Annotated in this window: 20 protein-coding genes; 8 read left to right on the top strand and 12 right to left on the bottom strand. The window is 68.9% G+C overall.

What is annotated here, in order from left to right; all coding sequences use genetic code 11:
• Positions 1–5: 5 nt before the first annotated feature.
• The 3 genes from PHLH3_RS12230 to PHLH3_RS12220 are packed head-to-tail and all read right to left on the bottom strand — an operon-like array spanning position 6 to position 2,123.
• Positions 6–623 carry an isochorismatase family cysteine hydrolase gene (locus tag PHLH3_RS12230; protein WP_213629479.1) on the bottom strand — a complete coding sequence of 206 codons (618 nt, stop codon included), beginning with the start codon at positions 621–623 and terminating at the stop codon, positions 6–8.
• Positions 624–678: 55 nt separating this feature from the next.
• Entirely contained in the window at positions 679–1,248 is a 570-nt protein-coding gene (locus PHLH3_RS12225; protein ID WP_213629478.1) for a cysteine hydrolase family protein, read from the bottom strand.
• A gap of 50 nt (positions 1,249–1,298) precedes the next feature.
• The gene (locus PHLH3_RS12220; protein ID WP_213629476.1) at positions 1,299–2,123 is read right to left on the bottom strand and encodes an alpha/beta hydrolase; all 825 of its coding nucleotides are present in this window, start codon (positions 2,121–2,123) and stop codon (positions 1,299–1,301) included.
• A gap of 281 nt (positions 2,124–2,404) precedes the next feature.
• Here PHLH3_RS12220 and PHLH3_RS12215 point away from each other — a divergent pair, with 281 nt between their 5' ends.
• Positions 2,405–2,788 carry a helix-turn-helix domain-containing protein gene (locus PHLH3_RS12215; protein ID WP_213629474.1) on the top strand — a complete coding sequence of 128 codons (384 nt, stop codon included), beginning with the start codon at positions 2,405–2,407 and terminating at the stop codon, positions 2,786–2,788.
• Here the strand turns inward: PHLH3_RS12215 and PHLH3_RS12210 are convergent.
• Positions 2,775–3,731 carry a helix-turn-helix domain-containing protein gene (locus tag PHLH3_RS12210; protein WP_173174505.1) on the bottom strand — a complete coding sequence of 319 codons (957 nt, stop codon included), beginning with the start codon at positions 3,729–3,731 and terminating at the stop codon, positions 2,775–2,777. The genes PHLH3_RS12215 and PHLH3_RS12210 overlap by 14 nt on opposite strands.
• A gap of 231 nt (positions 3,732–3,962) precedes the next feature.
• On the opposite strand from PHLH3_RS12210, the gene PHLH3_RS12205 reads away from it, so the two are divergent.
• From PHLH3_RS12205 to PHLH3_RS12185, 5 genes are read left to right on the top strand one after another with little or no spacing between them, the layout of a single operon-like run.
• Positions 3,963–4,514, top strand: coding sequence for a chalcone isomerase family protein (locus PHLH3_RS12205; protein WP_213630521.1), 552 nt, complete (start codon positions 3,963–3,965; stop codon positions 4,512–4,514).
• A gap of 11 nt (positions 4,515–4,525) precedes the next feature.
• Positions 4,526–5,062, top strand: a complete 537-nt coding sequence (locus tag PHLH3_RS12200) for a DUF3833 domain-containing protein (protein WP_213629472.1) — start codon at positions 4,526–4,528, stop codon at positions 5,060–5,062.
• Positions 5,063–5,092: 30 nt separating this feature from the next.
• Complete coding sequence (locus PHLH3_RS12195; RefSeq protein ID WP_173174511.1) at positions 5,093–5,398, top strand: DUF6482 family protein; 306 nt, start codon at positions 5,093–5,095, stop codon at positions 5,396–5,398.
• On the top strand, positions 5,392–6,936 hold the full coding sequence (locus PHLH3_RS12190) for a cryptochrome/photolyase family protein (protein WP_213629471.1): 1,545 nt from the start codon (positions 5,392–5,394) through the stop codon (positions 6,934–6,936). Before PHLH3_RS12195 ends, PHLH3_RS12190 begins: the two co-directional genes overlap by 7 nt.
• Positions 6,933–7,073, top strand: coding sequence for a DUF2256 domain-containing protein (locus tag PHLH3_RS12185; RefSeq protein ID WP_173174516.1), 141 nt, complete (start codon positions 6,933–6,935; stop codon positions 7,071–7,073). Before PHLH3_RS12190 ends, PHLH3_RS12185 begins: the two co-directional genes overlap by 4 nt.
• A 19-nt stretch (positions 7,074–7,092) precedes the next feature.
• Here the strand turns inward: PHLH3_RS12185 and PHLH3_RS12180 are convergent, their stop codons facing one another.
• The 3 genes from PHLH3_RS12180 to PHLH3_RS12170 all read right to left on the bottom strand — a co-directional run bounded on the left by PHLH3_RS12180 (position 7,093) and on the right by PHLH3_RS12170 (position 8,940).
• Positions 7,093–7,476 (bottom strand): cytochrome c, encoded by a 384-nt coding sequence (locus tag PHLH3_RS12180; RefSeq protein WP_213629470.1) that lies wholly within the window; start codon positions 7,474–7,476, stop codon positions 7,093–7,095.
• A gap of 210 nt (positions 7,477–7,686) precedes the next feature.
• Complete coding sequence (locus PHLH3_RS12175; protein ID WP_213629469.1) at positions 7,687–8,271, bottom strand: HD domain-containing protein; 585 nt, start codon at positions 8,269–8,271, stop codon at positions 7,687–7,689.
• Positions 8,272–8,382: 111 nt separating this feature from the next.
• A complete protein-coding gene (locus PHLH3_RS12170) occupies positions 8,383–8,940 on the bottom strand; it encodes a helix-turn-helix transcriptional regulator (protein ID WP_213629468.1) in 558 nt (185 codons plus the stop codon).
• A gap of 255 nt (positions 8,941–9,195) precedes the next feature.
• Between PHLH3_RS12170 and PHLH3_RS12165 the strand changes: the two genes are divergently transcribed.
• The gene (locus PHLH3_RS12165; RefSeq protein WP_213629467.1) at positions 9,196–9,711 is read left to right on the top strand and encodes a thioredoxin family protein; all 516 of its coding nucleotides are present in this window, start codon (positions 9,196–9,198) and stop codon (positions 9,709–9,711) included.
• A 26-nt stretch (positions 9,712–9,737) separates the two neighbouring features.
• On the opposite strand, the gene PHLH3_RS12160 is transcribed toward PHLH3_RS12165, so the two are convergent.
• Complete coding sequence (locus tag PHLH3_RS12160; protein WP_213629466.1) at positions 9,738–10,487, bottom strand: NAD-dependent deacylase; 750 nt, start codon at positions 10,485–10,487, stop codon at positions 9,738–9,740.
• Positions 10,488–10,672: 185 nt separating this feature from the next.
• On the opposite strand from PHLH3_RS12160, the gene PHLH3_RS12155 reads away from it, so the two are divergent.
• Positions 10,673–12,757, top strand: a complete 2,085-nt coding sequence (locus PHLH3_RS12155; RefSeq protein ID WP_244863023.1) for an ATP-binding protein — start codon at positions 10,673–10,675, stop codon at positions 12,755–12,757.
• Between the two features lie 2 nt (positions 12,758–12,759).
• Here the strand turns inward: PHLH3_RS12155 and PHLH3_RS12150 are convergent, their stop codons facing one another.
• The 4 genes from PHLH3_RS12150 to PHLH3_RS12135 all read right to left on the bottom strand — a co-directional run bounded on the left by PHLH3_RS12150 (position 12,760) and on the right by PHLH3_RS12135 (position 17,544).
• On the bottom strand, positions 12,760–13,371 hold the full coding sequence (locus PHLH3_RS12150; protein WP_213629465.1) for a LysE family translocator: 612 nt from the start codon (positions 13,369–13,371) through the stop codon (positions 12,760–12,762).
• 246 nt (positions 13,372–13,617) lie between these two features.
• Positions 13,618–14,370, bottom strand: coding sequence for a transporter substrate-binding domain-containing protein (locus PHLH3_RS12145; protein ID WP_213629464.1), 753 nt, complete (start codon positions 14,368–14,370; stop codon positions 13,618–13,620).
• A 28-nt stretch (positions 14,371–14,398) separates the two neighbouring features.
• Positions 14,399–16,009 carry an ATP-binding protein gene (locus PHLH3_RS12140; RefSeq protein ID WP_213629462.1) on the bottom strand — a complete coding sequence of 537 codons (1,611 nt, stop codon included), beginning with the start codon at positions 16,007–16,009 and terminating at the stop codon, positions 14,399–14,401.
• Positions 16,006–17,544: a DUF3369 domain-containing protein gene (locus tag PHLH3_RS12135; protein ID WP_213629460.1), complete on the bottom strand. Its 1,539-nt coding sequence runs from the start codon at positions 17,542–17,544 to the stop codon at positions 16,006–16,008. The genes PHLH3_RS12140 and PHLH3_RS12135 overlap by 4 nt, the downstream gene beginning before the upstream one ends.
• Positions 17,545–17,873 lie beyond the last annotated feature (329 nt).

Below are 17,873 nucleotides of genomic sequence, written 5' to 3'. Positions count from 1 at the left end.
GGTCGTCAGCGACGGGACAGCGCCTCAAGCAGCTCGGCCGTGGTGACGATGGCGTGGGCGAAGGTCGGCCCGTTGATCTCGTGCGCGGCGTGCAGCGCCTCTTCGGAGAAGGCCGCCGTGGCGTCACGCACCAGGGTCACGTGGTAGCCCAGCTCGGCGGCGAAGCGCGACGTGGCCTCGATGCAGGTGTTGGCCAGCAGGCCGACGACGATGACCCGGCGCACCCCGTGCTGCTTGAGTTGCAGGTCCAGGTCGGTATTGGCGAAGCCGCTGCCGCCCCAGTGCTCCTGCACCACCACGTCGCCGGGCTGGGGCTGGAAGTCGGGGTGCCACTCCCCTCCCCAGCTGCCGACGGCGAAAACCTGGGCCCTCGCCGCGCCCAGCTGATAGGGGCTGGGATGCAGCCAGCCCTGGAAGTCGTCGGGCCGGGCGCGGTGATGCGGAACGTAGAACACGCGGATGCCGGCCTGGCGTGCGGCCCCCACTACCGCGCGCAGGTTGGCCAGCGTGCCGAGGCGATCGGCTACCGGCTTGGCCAGACCGGTGAGCTTGCCGCCCTCGCTGAGGAAGTCGTTGTAGGGGTCGACCAGCAAAAGGCCGGTGTCCTGTCTCGAATCGCTCATGACCTTCTCCGTCGCTGGGCGCCGGCACGGTGGCGCCGCGCGGTTGATCGGCTGTTCACGCCGCGCTGCTGGCGTGCAGGCGGAGGTACTCGGCGGTGGAGATCACCGGTGCATAGCCGAACTTCAGCGCCGCCATGAAGGCCGCATGCACATGCGCCGCCGGCACCTTCACGCCGTCGAACTCCAGGTCGAGGGTGGCGCAGGCATCGTGCAGCACGGTGGTCCGGTAGCCGAAATCGATCGAGGCACGGGTGATGCCGTCCACGCACATGTGGCTCATGTTGCCGACCACCACCACGTCGCTCACGCCGGCCTTGTCGAGGATCGGCTTCAGCTCGGTCTCGCGGAAGGAATTGATGAAGTGCTTGAGCACCACCGGCTCGCCCGGCCGGTTGATCACGCTCGGGTGCAGCTGCGCGCCTTCGCTGTGCGGCCGGAAGAAGGGCGCGTCCTGGCTGGTGAACTCGTGGCGGATGTGCACCACCAGATCGCCGCTGTCGCGGAATGCCGCGATCACCTGGGCCGCCTTGGCCGCCGCCTCCTCGACCTTGTCCAGGGTCCACAGGCCGCCAGGGAAGTAGTCGTTCTGGATATCCACCACGATCAACGCTTTCTTGCCGCTCATCTCGTCTCTCCTCTTGCCGTGGCCCGCCGGGAATCCGCGGGCGCAGGGGCTCATTCGCGCAGGAAGGCCAGCATGTCCGCGCCGAGTTTTTCCTTGTGGGTGTCGGTGATGCCGTGGGGCGCGCCGGGGTAGATCACCAGCTTGGCGTGCGGCACCAGCCTGGCAGACGCGCGCGCGGCGGCGTCCACCGGGACGATCTGGTCGTCGTCGCCGTGCAGGATCAGCGTGGGGATGGAGAACTTCTTCAGGTCTTCGGTGAAATCGGTTTCGGAGAAGGCCTTGATGCAGTCGAGGGCATTCTTGTGCCCGGCCATCATGCCCTGCATCCAGAAGGCGTCGATCACGCCCTGGGAGGGCGTGGCGCCCGGCCGGTTGTAGCCGAAGAAGGGACCGCTGGCGACGTCCTTGTACAGCTGCGAACGGTCGGCGATGGAGGCCGCGCGAATGCCATCGAACACCTCGACCGGCAGGCCGCCGGGGTTGGCCTCGGTCCGCACCATCAAGGGCGGCACCGCCGCGATCAGCCCGGCCTTGGCCACCCGCGCCGTGCCATGGCGGCCGATGTAGCGCGCCACCTCGCCGCCACCGGTGGAGAAGCCGAACAATGCGGCGCCGTGCACGTCCAGCTGGTCGAGCAGCTGGGCCAGGTCGTCGGCGTAGGTGTCCATCTCGTTGCCGCTCCAGGGCTGGCTGGAGCGGCCATGGCCCCGGCGATCATGAGCGATCACCCGGTAGCCGTTGCTGGCCAGGAACAGCATCTGCGCCTCCCAGCTGTCGGCGTTGAGCGGCCAGCCGTGGCTGAGCACCACGACCGGGCCCGTGCCCCAGTCCTTGTAGTAGATCTCGGTGCCGTCGCGGGTGGTGATGGTGCCCATGGTCTTGCTCTCCATTGCGGGTTGAAGGTGGCTTGCCGCGGGCTCATCGCCTCGCATGCAACCTCCCGGGTGGCCGCCCGGCGGAACCGGGCAGCCGGTGTCGTTGCAGTGATGCAGGGGCAGCGGGTGGCGAGCGATACCGGGATGCTCGCTGCAGGTGGACGCTGGCGGCTACGTAAAATCGGCAAATCTGCACGACGGCCGGCACGTGCCTGTTTTACGTAGCCGTGGCACCCGCCCCGGCGCACCCTTGAGGCGCCACTCCTGGCCAGGACACCGCCATGCAAACGCGCAACACGCCACGTGAACGCCGCCGCCGGGCCGCTCAGGAACGCCTGCTGAAGCAGGTGCTGGACATGTTGCCGCAGGGGTGCGGGCGCCCACCGCGCCTGGCCGAGCTGTGTCGCGTGGTCGGGGTCAGCGAACGCACCCTGCGCAGCGCCTTCGTCGCCATCCTGGGCGTGGCGCCCGCGCGGTATCTGCGCCTGCGCCGCCTGCACCTGCTGCGGGCCGCCCTGGCGGTTGCCGACCCGTACCAGACCGGCGTCGCGGAGCTGGCCCGCCGCTTCGGCTACACCGACGGCGGGCGCATGGCGGCGGACTATCACGCCCTGTTCGGCGAGTACCCCAGCGCCACCCTGCAGCGCCGCATCAGCCCCGCCTAGGCGGCAGGGAGCGACGGCTGCGCAGCGATTGCGACGGCAGTTCGCCGAAGTAGCGCCGGTAGAGCCCGGCGAAGCGGCCGAAGTCCCACACGCCGAAGCGCGCGCAGATCTCGGTGATGGTCTCGTCCGCCGAGGCCCGCAGGATGGCGCGACGGATGGCGTGCAGGCGGTGCTGCATCAGGTAGCGGTGCGGGCTCATGCCCAGGTAGCGGGTGAAGAGGTTGCGCAGCGTGCGCTCGGAGCTGTTGCAGGCCTGGCACAGGTCCGTCATGTGCAGCGGTGTATCCGGCATGCCCTCGAGCAACTCCAGGACGCGACGCAGGATCAGCTGGTGGTTCTGCCGCCCTGCGCTATCGGCCTGGGCCGGTGTCGCGGGCAGGAGGCTGCGGAACACCCGGTCCAGCAGATCGCCGCGCGCCGCGCACTCGGCCGCCGGGGCGTGCAGCTCCTGCGGTGCGCAGTGATCGATGCGCAACAGGCGCAAGGCCAGCCACACCAGCGGCGCCAGGTCCTGCTGGGCCACGCAGACCAGATTGCGCGAGAGGATCGACACGTCGAATTCGTCCTCGTGCTGCTGCGCCCAGCGCAGCACCAGCTCGCAGGACATCGCCACGGTCATCCAGCTCGCCGGCTGGCTGGCGTCGATATGGAACATCGCCTCGGGCACCATCCAGCCGATCAGCCGGCGGTCCAGGCGCTGCCCTCCCAGCACGGTGGACTCGTGCCGGCTCAGCGGCAGGAAGATATTGAAGAAGCCGCTCAGGCCGACCCCGCTGTAGACGGTGCCCGCCCCCTCGCGGCCGAACATCAGCGCCACGCCGTTGAGCTCGACGACGCGCAAGCGCCAGTCACGCTGCTGCCGTGTACGCAGCAGGTAGCGCCCTTCGACGCCATACAGGGCTTCCTCGAATTCATCGAAATCAGCGCAGACGAGCCTGCTCATGCCTTCCCCCAAGACGAGACGCACGCGGCGGGTTGCCGGGATCAACGAACGATAGTCCAGCAGCAGTAGCTGTCGCGGATCGCCAACCCCGTGATGGCCTTTTTCGGGACGGAGCCGCGATGCACGGGCGGATCGTGTGAACCTATGACGAACAATCTATACAAATACTTATACATAACTAGTATTTGTACAGATATCATCTATCCCATGAGCACACTTGGAGAGACCTTCATGCGCCTGGCACCGCCTGCCACCTCGGCATTACGCGCCGTCGCCCTGCTCTGCCTGCTACTGGCAGGCTCACCGAGCTGGGCGGACTGGCGCAGCGAGCTGCCCGGCGCGAGGCTGGTCGGCCAGGGCGACTTCACCTGGTTCGGCCTGCGGGTGTACCAGGCCCGGCTCTGGAGCCCGGTGGCGCCGGTGGACTGGAAGCAGCCCTTCGCCCTGGAGCTCATCTACAGCCGCGAGCTGTCGCGGGACACGCTGGTGCAGGCCAGCCTGGACGAAATGCGCCGGCTGGGGGGCGCCTCGGTCGATGAGCAGCGCCTGGCGGCCTGGGACGGCGAGATGCGCCAGGCCTTCGTCGACATCCAGCCGGGCCAGCGCATCACCGGCCTGTACCTGCCCGGCCAGGGCAGCCGCTTCTATGTCGACGGGGCATTCCGCCATGCGATCGCCGACACCGACTTCGCCCAGGCCTTCTTCGCCATCTGGCTGGATGCCCGTACCCGTAATCCCGAGCTGCGCCGCGAGCTGCTCGGGCTCAATGAAACAAGCCAATGAGGAGGCCGATGATGCGTGCCGTAATAGGGTTGCTGTGCTGCCTGCTGCTCGCCGGTTGCGGCGGTGTGGATGTCCATCACTACGCGAAGGAGCGGCCGCAGCTGGACCTGCCGGGGTTCTTCTCCCGGCCGGTGCAGGCCTGGGGCATGTTCCAGAACCGCTCGGGGGAGGTGGTCAAGCGCTTCAAGGTCGACATCACCAGCCGCCGCGAGGGCGAACGGCTGATCCTCGATGAGCGCTTCCTCTACAGCGACGGCACCCGCCAGCAACGGGTATGGACCCTGACCCCGGCCGGCGAAGGGCGCTGGCGCGGCCGCGCGGCGGACGTGATCGGCGAAGCCGATGGCGAAGTGGCCGGCAACGCCCTGCGCTGGCGCTACACGCTGAACCTGGACGTGGATGGCTCGACCTGGGAAGTGGACTTCGACGACTGGATGTACCTGATGGACGAGGACACCCTCATCAACCGCTCGAGCATGAGCAAGCTCGGGGTGGAGCTCGGCCAGGTGACGCTGTTCTTCCGCCGCGATGCCGCGTCGAACGACTGACTGACCGGGCATGAGCCGGAGGACTGGGCGATGAATCTCCAACAACTCGGCGAAGCCGCTCTGGCGGGCCGTATCGAGGGGCTCGAAGTGGTGTCCCTGGAAGGCGGTTTCTACATCCTGCAGGCCAGGCTCGCCTCGGGCCTCGAAGGGGTGCTGGACGAGCAGGGAAAGGTCTTGCGCCTGCGCTCGACGACCCAGCTCCGCGACCTGCTGCAAGGCTTGCCACGGTTGCCCTGCGAGCTGGTGCAACATTGCGTCCACGACGAGATGTGCGGCGTCCGTGAAGGCCCGCTGGAGCCGCTGCGCCTGCCCCTGTCGCTGGACTCGCAATGGTGAACGGCCACGTACGCAGGCTCGGCCTGGTGCTGGGCGACCAGCTCAGCTTCGACCTCTCGCTGTTCGATGAACTCGACCCGGCCCACGATGCGCTGCTGATGGCGGAGGTCCGGGAGGAGGCGAGCTACGTACCGCATCATCCGCACAAGATCGTGCTCATCTTCAGCGCCATGCGTCACTTCGCGGCGGCACTGGAGGCGCGCGGCTGGCGGGTGATCTACGTGCGCCTCGACGCTGTCGACAACAGCGGCAGCCTGGCCGGCGAGCTGCGGCGCTGGCACGCCGCCCTGGGCGAGCCGGCGCTCCACCTGACCGAGTGCGGCGAGTGGCGCGTGGAGGCGTCGCTGCGCTCGACCGGCTTGCCGCTGACCTGGCACGCCGACCGCCGCTTCCTCTGCTCCCGCGAGGCGTTCGCCAAATGGGCGGGCAACCGCCGGCAACTGCGCATGGAGCTGTTCTACCGCGAAATGCGCAAGCGCACCGGGCTGCTCCTTGAGCCGGACGGCCAGCCGCTGGGGGGCAGCTGGAATTTCGACGCCGACAACCGCAAGGCGCTGCCCAAGGGCGCGCGCGGGCCCTTCCCCGCGCGGTTCGGGCAGGATGCGATCACCCGCGAGGTGGTGGCCCTGGTGGGCGAGCGGTTCGCCGGGCACTACGGCCGCCTGGAAGGGTTCGACTACCCGGTGACCCACGAGGAGGCCCAGGCGCTCTGGCAGCACTTCCTGGAGTTCGCCCTGCCCTCCTTCGGCGACTACCAGGACGCCATGGCCGAGGGCGAGCCCTACCTGTTCCACGCGCGCATCAGCGCCGCCCTGAACATCGGCCTGCTGGACCTGCGCCAGCTCTGCGCCGATGTGGAGAACGCCCACCGCCGGGACCGGGTGCCGTTGAACGCCGCCGAAGGCTTCATCCGCCAGCTGATCGGCTGGCGGGAATACGTGCGCGGCATCTACTGGCTGCGCATGCCGGAATACGCCGCGCTCAACGCCTTCGGCAACCAGCGGTCGCTGCCGGCGTTCTACTGGACCGGCCGCACCGACATGCGCTGCATGGCCCAGGCGATCGGCCAGACCCTGGAGCTGGGTTATGCGCACCACATCCAGCGGCTGATGGTGACCGGCAATTTCGCCCTGCTCGCCGGCATCGCGCCGGCGGCCATCTGCGAGTGGTACCTGGCGGTCTACCTGGACGCCTTCGAATGGGTCGAGCTGCCCAATACCCTGGGCATGGTGATGCACGCCGACGGCGGCTACCTCGGCTCCAAGCCCTATTGCGCCAGCGGTCGCTACATCCAGCGGATGTCCGACCACTGCGCCAGCTGCCGCTACAGCGTGGAGCGGGCGACCGAGGACGACGCCTGCCCCTTCAACGCGCTGTACTGGCATTTCCTGATGCGCCATCGCGATCGCCTGGGCGGCAATCCGCGCCTGGCCATGGTCTACCGCAACCTGCAGCGCATGGCGGATGCGCGGGTCGAGGCCCTCTGGCAGCGCGGCGAACGGCTGCTGGCGCGGCTGGACGCCGGCGAGGCCCTGTGAAGAAGACCCACCTGCCGCACAAGATTTGCGCGGTGTGCGGGCGCCCCTTCGCCTGGCGCCGCCGCTGGGCACGCTGCTGGGACGAGGTGCGCTACTGCTCCGAGCGCTGCCGCAACCAGCGCCACGCGGCCCGCTGACGCAGCCCGCCTCCTGCGCTCAGCGCCGCTGGAGGATCACACCGCTCATGTACTGGTTGAGGTCGCGGAAGTCCTGGACGCTCCAGGCGTGCGGCGGGATCTTCACCCCGTTCTCCTGCAGCGTCCGGGGAATCAGGTCGCCATTGGGGCGCAGGATGACCGACGAGACGATGACCCCCGGGTAGTCCGCGAGCCGCTGCCGGAAGGCAGCCGTCGTCAGGTCGGGGGTCGGTGGGTCGCTCTTGTGGGCCAGCGGGCCGCTGCCCTTGATGTCCGCTCCGTGGCACACGGCGCATCTCTGCTGGTAGAGCTTCTTGCCGTTGGCGATATCGGCGAGGCAAAGCATTGGCTGGGCGAGTGACAGGGCACCCAATAGAGCGAGGAGCGACGGTTTGATTTTCATACGGCCTTGTACGAACCAGACAATGATCGAGGAAGCGCCCGGGCGTTGCTCCTGCAACGCCGGCTGCCCCCGCTGGCGATGAACCCGGGCATCCACGGGCAGCGGGTTCACGAGGGGGGCAGGCACCGCGCCATGGTTCCACAGGCGACGGCCTCGCCGTGAGGATTTCCTGCTGGCGAGCGCGTCGACGTGACGGGGTTCGAACGCCGCTCAGCGAGCCGCGCCCGCCTGCGCCTCCATCCGCCGCCTCGTGTCCTCGTCCAGCTGTGCACGGATGGCCGCGAACAGCGGTTCGCCGCTGGTGTAGCGGCGCCCGTAGCCGAGGTTGAAGGCGTAGTCGAAGTCCTCCGGGTTGGCGCCCTGGGTGTGCTGCAGCAGGGTCTCCAGCTTGTCCAGCGCCTTGACCGCCAGCGCCTCGGGGGAGGCGGCGTTCTCGTAGTCGTCCCACAGCGCGAGGATCTCCCCGCGCAGCCCATCGTCCAGGGTGCGGGTGAGGGTCAGCAGGTCCTCGCGCTCCTGGGCCCCCTTGTCGGGATGGCCGCCCTGCTCGACGGCGGGGATGTCGCCATGGATGGCCTCGCCCAGGTCGTGCACCACGCACATCTTCAGCACCCGCAGCAGGTCGAGCCCGGCCAGCTCGTCGGCGAAGGTGATGGCCATCAGGCACAGGCGCCAGCTGTGCTCGGCGGTGCTTTCCGCCCGCCCGGAAGAGGTGTGGGCGCTGCGCAGCACATCCTTGAGGCGCTCCGCCTCACGCAGGAAGTCGAGCCGCGCCCTGATGGTGTCGATGTTCATGCTTCACCCGCGAAATGGTCGTCGGAGCCGGAGGGCTCCCGTGCAGGCGCATAGCCTAGGCGCGCGGTTGGCGTCGCGTCCACGCATGGAATATGCGTGGCCGGGCTGCACTCAGAGGGTTTCCACCAGGCGCGCGGCGGTGCCGTCGGAAAGCGTCATGCGCGTCCAGCGGCACAGGCCCTGGCGGATCGGTACGATGGCGGATTCGTTGCTGCCGCTGCCGAACTCCAGCGCCGGCGGCATCAGCACGTCGCGCCAGCCCAGGGCGTCCAGCGCGGCTTCCTTGCGCACGATCTCCGGCGTCGCGTAGCGCCACAGCGAGCGGCCCAGCAGCTCGGAGAGGGGCACGCCGAATTCGGCGGCGCGCAGGGCGGAACAGGCCAGCAGGCGATGGCTCAGGTCGCAGACCAGGTGCACCGCGCGCGGGCTGTCGCCCACCAGCCGCGCCAGGGCCTGGTCGGCCGCCGCCTCCAGCCGGGCGCCAAGCACCTGCTCCACCCGCGCGCGCTCGGCCGGCTCCATCGCCTGCGCCCCGCTTTCCCAGCGCGAGATGGTCGACTGGGCGACGCCGAACAGCTGCGCGGCGTGGGCCTGCTTCACCCGGTGCAGCAGGCGCCAACGGCGCAACGCGAGGCCGAGCGAGATCGGTTTCGGGAGGCTGTCGTACATGGCGCGGGCCCACGGGAAGTCGGTGGAAAGAGCGCAGATAGTGCAGGCTCATGCGCCACGCGGCCAGACAATCCTGCGATTCCCGACGATGGGCACACCGTCGGTTGTGCCGGGCGCAGCGAGACCCGACAGCTCGACGCCCAGGCTGGATGAAAGGCGCCCCGCCCACCGGCGGACGCCGCAGCGGCACTTGATGCGCACGCCACTTTTCTGCTGGGATGCCCGCCTCCCCTCACCCAACCCAGGAGGCCTTCCATGGCGTCATTCCAGCAGTTGTTCGAGATCGGCCAGGGCTTCGCCGACTTCCTCCGCAGCGGCCTGCCCGCCGAGCGGGACGCCGCCAACGTCGTGGTGCAGAAGCTGGCGACGCCGGGCAGCATCGGCCCCGCGGCGCTCGCGCGGCTGCAGCGCCTCGAACGGCGCTACCACCTGCTGGTGGCCGGCGAGATGTGGTGCCCGGACTGCCAGATCAACCTCGCCGTGCTCGATTTCATCTGCCGCACCCAGCCGCTGGTCGACCTGGCGGTGATCACCAAGGGCCGCGCCGAAGACGACCTCAAGGCCCGCCTCGGCCTCGACAAGGTCTCGATCCCGCTGGTGGTGGTGCTCGACGCCGCGTTCGAGCCGGTGGGGCTGTTCGTCGAACGCCCGCAGGCGGTGATCGGCGCAGGTGAGGCGGTGCTGCGCGACTACAAGGCCGGCCAGTACCTGGAAGCCACGGTCGACGACCTGCTGGCGCTGCTCGAAGCCGCCGAGAACCGCCCCCTGTGACCCTCCCGGCCTGAGCGCCGGCCGGCTCAGGCGCCGAAGGCCTGGTGCAGCAATTCCGGCAACCGCTCGCCGGCCTTGCCCACCAGGGCGAACTCGCGCTCACCCTGCACCGCCACCGGCTGGGTATTGAGGTGCAGCACCGTGGCCCCGGCGTCCAGCGCCAGCCGCGGAATCCGCGCGGCAGGCTCCACCACGCCGGAGGTGCCGATGGACAGCAGCAGGTCGCAGGCCTGCGCGGCCGCGAACGCCTCGCGCAGCACATCGGCCGGCAACGACTCGCCGAACCACACCACGCCCGGGCGCAGCTTGCCGTTGCAACGGGTGCAGCGCGGCGGCTCCACCCGGCGCCCGGCGTCGGGCTCGTCCGGCGGGGGGATCTCCAGCGCCGGCCGCGCGCAGGCGAAGCAACGCAGCGCATCGAGGCGGCCGTGCAGGTGCAGCACCGCCTGGCTGCCGGCGCGCTCGTGCAGGTCGTCGACGTTCTGGGTGATCAGCGTGAGCCGTGGCACCCGCTCGGCGAGCTCGGCGATGGCCCGGTGCCCGGCGTTGGGCTGGGCTCGATGCACGGCGGTGCGCCGCCACTCGTACCAGCCCCAGACCAGCGCCGGGTCACGGCGAAAGCCTTCGGCGCTGGCAAGCTCACCGGGCTCGAAGCGCTCCCACAGGCCGGTCAGCCGGTCACGGAAGGTGGGAATGCCGCTCTCGGCGGAGATGCCGGCGCCGGTGAAGACGACGAGGTGCCTGGCCTTGGCCAGCAGGGTCGGGTCGAAGGTCATGGAGGGCTCCGGGGCGGGACAACGGGACGGTCACCCTGCCAGCATCGGCACGCCCGGGCAATCACCACGGCGAGGCGACGAACGAACACCCCGGCTGTGCGCCAGTGGGCGTTTTTATCGCCCGGCGCAGTGGCCAATCGGCCCGTCTTGACCGATATTGCATGCTCGCTCCGATGGATACTGACATGGACGCTTACTCCTTCCCCGCAGCCCCCGGCTTCATGAGCCGGCGGGTACGCGGTCACGATTGGGCACGGACGCCCCTTGGCCCCATCAGCGGCTGGTCGACCAGCCTGCGGGTGGCGGTCGAAATGATGCTCGCCTCGCATTTTCCCAGCTGTCTCTTCTGGGGCCCCGCACGCATCACCCTGTACAACGACGCCTTCCGGCCCATCCTCGGTGCCAAGCCCGAGGCCCTGGGTCGACCGTTCGACGACGTCTGGCGGGAGGCCTGGCACAACATCGGCCCCATCGCCGATCGCGCCTTCGCCGGGGAAGCCACCTTCATCCAGGACTTTCCCCTGGAGATTGACCGCAACGGGCGCACCGAACGCTGCCACTTCACCTTCTGCTACAGCCCGGTGCGCGACGAGTCCGGCCAGGTGGTCGGCGTGCTCGACACGGTGATCGAGACCACCGCCGAGCGCCTCGCCCAGCAGCAGCTGCGCCAGCTCACCCATTCCCTGGAGCGTCAGGTGGCCGAGCGTACCCGCGATCGCAACCGCCTGTGGAACCTGTCGCCGGACGTGATGCTGATCACTCGCCTGGACATGGTCATCACCGCTGCCAACCCGGCGCTGGAACCGGTGCTCGGCTGGACCGAGAAGGAACTGGTGGGCACCAGCTCCCTCGACCTGGTGCACAGCGAGGACCTGAACCGTGCCTGGGGCGCCTCCCACAGCCTGATGCAGGGTGAATCCCTGCGCGACTTCGAATGCCGCATGCGCCACAAGGACGGCAGCTACCGCTGGATCAACTGGTCCTCCAGCCCCGGCGAAGGCCATATCTGCGCCATCGGCCGCGATATCACCCTGGAGCGCGAGCGCGCCGAGACCCTTCACCAGACCGAGGAACTGCTGCGCCAGAGCCAGAAGATGGAGGCCGTTGGCCAGCTCACCGGCGGCCTGGCCCATGACTTCAACAACCTGCTGGCGGGCATCAGCGGCAGCCTGGAGCTGCTCAAGCTGCGCATCAGCCAGGGCCGCACCGGCGATCTTGACCGCTACATATCCACCGCGCGCACCGCCGCCGAACGCGCCGCCACCCTCACCCACCGCCTGCTGGCCTTCTCCCGCCGCCAGGCGCTCGACCCCAAGCCCACCAGCGTCAACCGCCTGGTGGCCGGCATGCAGGAACTGATCAGCCGCACCATGGGCCCGATGATAGAGGTGGAGGTGCTCAGCGGCCCCGAGCTGTGGACGGTACTGGTCGACCCCAACCAGCTGGAAAGCGCCCTGCTCAATATCTGCATCAATGCCCGCGATGCCATGCCCGGCGGTGGCAGGCTGAGCATCGGCACCTGCAACCAGCACCTGGACCGTGCCCGCGCCAACGAACGAGGCCTGGCACCGGGCGAGTACATGACGCTGTACGTCACCGATACCGGCACCGGCATGTCGGAGGACGTGATCGCCCGGGTCTTCGACCCCTTCTTCACCACCAAACCCTCCGGCCAGGGCACCGGCCTCGGCCTGTCGATGGTCTATGGCTTCGCCAAGCAGTCCGGCGGCAGCGTGCAGATCACCTCGCGGCTCGGCCAGGGCACCAGCCTCTCCATCCACCTGCCGCGCCACCACGGCGAGGAGCGCATCGAACGTCCCTCCCAGCCGGAAGCAGCGCCACGCGCAGAGCGCCAGGCCACAGTGCTGGTGGTGGACGACGAAGCGCCGCTGCGCATGCTCATCGGCGAAGTGCTGCGTGACCTGGGCTACAAGGTGCTGGAGGCGGTGGACGGCGCATGCGGGCTGACGCTGCTCGAAGGCGAGCAGCGCATCGACCTGCTGCTGGCCGATGTCGGCCTGCCCGGCGGCATGAATGGCAAGGAGATGGCGCGGATCGCCCGGCGTCTGCGCCCGGACCTGCGCGTACTGTTCATCACCGGCTACGCGCAGAACAGCCTGTTCGACAACGAGCAGCTGGAGCCGGGCATGGAGGTGCTGTCCAAGCCCTTCGCCATCGAGTCCCTCGCCTCACGGGTCAAGGGGCTGCTGCACAAGCCGGTACTGCCTCGCCACGGCGAGCCGGTCGACCCGTCCGTCCGGGCCGGCTGAACTCAGCGGGTCAGCGGCAGGGCCAGGCCCGCGGCGCCGAACAGCGCGCCGCAGCAGCGGTTGAAGCCCTTGCCGCTGCGCGCGAGCCAGGGCCGCACGCGGTGGGCCAGGCGCGCCAGCAGGTACTCCACCAGCGCCTCGATCCCCACGAAGGTCAGGGTCATCACCAAAAACTGCAGCCACAGCGGCTTGCCCGGGTCGAGGAACTGCGAAAGGAAGGCGCCGAAGAACAGGATCACCTTGGGGTTCGAGACCGCCGACAGCATCCCCTGGCGGAACAGGCTGGCGCCGCTGCGGCGCCCGGCTTCACCGGCGGTCGAGACCTGCACCGGCGGCGAACGCCAGAGCTGGATGCCGAGCCAGATCAGGTACAGGCCGCCGGCGATCTTCAGCACCGTCAGCGCCTCGGCCGACGCCTTGAGCAGCGCGCCGATGCCGAACATCGACAGCGCCATGATCAGCACGAACCCCAACGCGCCCCCGGCGATGGTGAACAGCGTCCGACGGTGCCCGTGCAACGCCCCGTGGGACAGCGCCAGCAAGGCATTCGGCCCGGGCGTGAGCGAAAGCCCGAGAACGGCCAGCAGGTAGATCAGCCAGGTGTGCATTGCCATGGGGTCGGCCATCGATGCGGGAAGGAGCCGCCAGTCTAGCGAGCCCGCCGCCACCACGAAATCCCCCACCCGACGTCCGCACGCCGTAGGAGCGAATTCATTCGCGATGCAATGTCAGGCCGCTCGCCGCCTCGTGCCGGCGGCGGATCTTTCGCGGCTGAAGCCGCTCCACGAGGAAACGGCCGCGACACGGTATTGGCGACCTCGTCACCCCCGCGAACGCGGGGGCCCATTGAACGGGGCCCCTCACTGCCCATAACGCTTGCGGAACTCCGCCGTCATGCTCGCGTAGCGCCCGCTCTTGTGCAGCGCCTGCAGGCCCTTCTCGAAAATCACGGCCATGCGCGCACCGTCGGGATGGGCCTTGGAGAACGCCACCCAGAAGCCATCGGTCTGCAGCACCCCGGTGAGCTTCACCTTGCCGCGCAGGTCGGGGTCCTGCTCGATGCGCATGTAGCCGGGCATGGTGTTGAGCAGGATGTAGTCCAGGCGCCCGGCCACCAGCATCTGCAGCAGTTGGCTGTCGGAGTTGGCGCTGTGGCGGCGGATGGCCGGGTCCTCCATGAAGGAGGTCGGGTAGGTGTAGCCGTTGGTGATGCCCACCAGCTTGCCGGCCAGGTCCTTGGCGCCCATGCCGGTGTGCGGATCATCGGCACGGCCGAAGATCGCCAGGCCCTCCTCGAACAGGGGGGTCGGGTGCCAGATGTACTGCTCGCGATTGGCCTCGGTGATGGTCACGTCGAAACAGCCCACCGCCCGCGTGCCCTGGGCATAGAACAGGCAACGGGAAAAGGGCACGGTGAGAAAGTCCACCTCCACGCCCTGGGTGGCGAAGGCGGCACGCACCAGGTCGACGGCGAAGCCCTGCGGCGAGGAGCCGTCCTGGCCGATGACCGAATAGGGTGCCCAGTCGTCCTCGGCGGCGAGGGTCACGCGTTCGGCGCTGGCGAGCCCCGGCAGCAGCCAGGCCAGCAGCACCACGACAGCCATCGATTTCATCGAGACACCTCCGGATGGCAGATGCGTTTCAGGCCGGCTCGGCGGACTCCAGCCGGCGCGGCAGCCAGAGCAGGAAATGCACCCCGGCACCCTCTTCGGAGTGGAACTCCAGGCGCCCCTGGAGCTTGCGGGTGACCAGGTTGTAGACGATGTTCAGGCCCAGCCCGGTGCCCCCCGTGCCGCGGCGGGTGGTGAAGAAGGGCTCGAAGATCCGCTCGTGCAACGCCGCCGGTACGCCGCAGCCATTGTCACGATAGTCCAGCTCGACGCCCTCTCCCTGGCTGCGTATGCGCAGCGTGATGCGAGCCTCGGGGGTGTCGGCGAAGGCATGGCGCACGCTGTTGATGATCAGGTTGGCCACCACCTGGGTCAGCACCCCAGGCAGGCTGCGCATGTGCAGGCCGCTCTCGCAGTCCAGCTCCACGGTCACCGGCACCTTGCGCGTCTCCGGGTGCAGGCTGGCGATCAGTGCATCCAGTGCCTGCTGCACCTCGAACTCGCACCGCGCCTCGGACACCTGGTCCACGGCGGTCTGCTTGAAGTCGCTAATCAGCTTGGCTGCCCGCGCGATGTTGCTGGCCAGCATGGCGTTGCTGTCCTGGGCCAGCTCCAGCAGCGCCTGGAAACTCTCGCTGGTCAGGGTCTGCGCCTGGAACTGCGTGCGCAGGTCCGCCAGCGCCTCGGACAGCACCGAGGAGGCGGTCACCGCGATGCCCAGCGGCGTGTTCACCTCGTGGGCCACGCCCGCCACCAGCCCGCCCAGGGCCGCCAGCTTCTCCGACTCGATCAGCTGCCGCTGCGCCGCCTGCAGCTGCTGCACGCTGCGCGACAGCTCGCGGGTGCGCTCGGCGACCGTGGATTCGAGCTGCTCGGAATGGAACTGCAAGCGCCCCTCGGCCTCGCGCACCTGGCGCAGGTTGTCGCCGAGGGCCTGCAGGTGCTGGTTGGTCGAGCGCACCAGCACGCCGATCTCGTTGTCGGCATGGCCGGCGGGCTCCCGCAGGCGGGTGTCTTCCGGGGCGTCGATATCCACCCGGGCGATGGACAGGATCAGGCTGCGCAGCGGCCGGGTCACCCGCAGGTAGAACACCAGCAGCAGGATGGCGGAGATCGCCAGCGCATAGAACAGGCTGCTCAGCAGGGTCACCCAGGCGCGGTCGAGGAAGTCGTGCCCGTAGCGGTAGGTGTCCACCTCCACCTGCAGGGTGCCCAGCTCCTCGCGCTGGCCGGCGCCGGGCAGGTCCGCCTGCAACGGCCAGGCGTAGTGGCGGGTGGCGCCGAACAACAGGTCATTGAGGCGCCGCCCGCCCTGCTCGCGCAGCTCGCGGCTGTGCTCGGCGAAGACACGTCCCTCGGGCAGGAGGATGCGCGCCGAGGCCAGTGCCGGCTGCTTGAGCATGCCGCTGAGCAGGTCGCCGGCGGTGCGTGGGTCGAGACTGAAGACCACCGCCGTGACCGGCTCGCGGATCAGGCTGAACAGCGCTTCCATGTCCTCCTCCGGCTGCTCGCGGGCACGGTAGTAGTCGAGGCCGACCTGCACCACGCTGATGGCCAGCCCGAGCAGGCAGGCGCACAGGAGGTTGATGCGGACCAGGCTGGAGGACAGGCTGCGGCCGATGCGCACGGGCGCCGCATTCATGGATGCGGCTCGTCCGGGTAGCGCTCGCGGATGGCCAGGAATTCGTCGTGATTGTCCACCAGCAGGTCGACCAGGTGCGGGTCGAAGTGGGCGCCCCGCTCGGCACGGACCAGCTCCAACACCTGCTCCGGCGTCCAGGGTTCCTTGTAGCTGCGCCTGGACCCGAGGGCATCGAACACATCCGCCAGGGCAACGATACGCCCGCACAGGGGGATCGCATCGCCGGCCAGCCCGCCCGGGTAGCCGCGGCCGTCCCAGCGCTCGTGGTGGCTGCCGGCGATCAGCGCGCCGACGCGCATCAGCTCGCGGCGCGAGCGCTGGAGGATGGCCACGCCGTAGTCGACGTGCTTCTTCATCAGCGCCCACTCCTCATCGTCCAGCTTGCCGGGCTTGTGCAGGATGGCGTCGGGGATCGCCACCTTGCCGATGTCATGCAGGGGCGATGCGTGCTGGATGAGCTGCACCTCGCGCTCGGGCAGGCCGTGCAGGCGCGCCAGCAGTTCGCTGAACAGCGCCACCCGCTGCACATGGGCGCCGGTCTCCTTGCTGCGGGCTTCCACCGCGTTGGCCAGGGTGTAGACCAGCTCCTTGGAGGTGGCCTGCAGGTCCTCCATCAGGTGGATGTTCTCGAAGGTGATCGCCACGCTGCGCACGTAGATTTCCAGCAATTGACGGTCCAGCGTGCTGAGCGGCTCGATGTGGGTGACATAGAGCAGGCTGGCGACGCCGCGGTCATTGCGCCGGTACAGCACGTAGGCGTCGTCGAAATGCTGCGAGGCGCCCTGCGCCAGAACCTGGTCGAAGCGGCGGGCCACCTCCGCCGGCAGGTTGTCCAGCGCCGCATTCGCCTCGTAGTGGACGAACTCGCCGGTGGCCGCCAGGGTGCGGGTCTGCGGCTCGTGGTCGTCGGTGCGGATCAGGCAGTAGAGCGCGGAATCCCCGAGGCACAGCAGCGAGGTCAGTTGTTCCAGCACCGTGGAGGAGAACAGCTTCAGCGTGGCGGCGTTCTGCACCTGGGCGCAGGCCTCCAGCACATTGCTCAGGCCCTTGCGCTGGGCGTCGATCACCCCCAGGTCCCGGTAGGCGCGGAGCATGGAATACAGCAGGGTGCGCAGCTTCTGGGTGGTGAGCTCGGTCTTTTCCTTGTAGTCGTCCACCTCGTACTCGCGGATCACCTGGTCCTCCGGCGCCTGCCCGGCCTGGCCGGTGCGCAGCACCAGGCGCGTCATGCGGTTGCCGCAGGCCTCGCGCAGGTAGCGCACCAGGTCCAGCCCGGCGTGCTCGGACTCCATCACCACATCCACCAGGGCCAGGGCGATATCGTCGCGCTGGCGGAAGGTCTCCTGCGCCTGAGCCGCCGAATAGGCCGAAAGCAGCTCCAGGGGCCGCTGCTGGAACTCGAAACCGCGCAACGCCAGTCGCGTCACGGCATGGACCTCCGGGTCGTCGTCGACCACCAGCACGCACCAGGGCGGCACGGGCCGGCTGGCGGGAGACGGTGACGGGGGCGAAGCGGGGGTGGCGAAGAAATCCATTGCTCTTACTCCTCGAACGAGCCCAAAAGGAGCATAGCTGCCGCCGGAAAAGATCAGGCCCGGATCAAGCGGTAACTTCTGAAAAACCTCGATGAAAATTCCGAATAAGCCGAGACGAAACATTGGCGCCTGTCCGATAGCGCAAGCCCGTGGGAGCGAATTCATTCGCGATGGAGCGCCCGACCCGCTCGCAGCCTGGTGCCGGCTTCGGTCTTCGCGGCTGAAGCCGCTCCTACAAGGCGCTCGGCGTCAACCTACGCAGCTCCGCAGAGCCCCCCGTGGGAGCGAATTCATTCGCGATGGAGCACCGACCCGCTCGCAGCCTGGTG

Source organism: Pseudomonas sp. Pc102 (assembly GCF_018408275.1).
GTDB classification, from domain to species: Bacteria; Pseudomonadota; Gammaproteobacteria; order Pseudomonadales; family Pseudomonadaceae; genus Metapseudomonas; species Metapseudomonas tohonis.
This window is presented reverse-complemented; position numbering and strand designations above follow the sequence as displayed.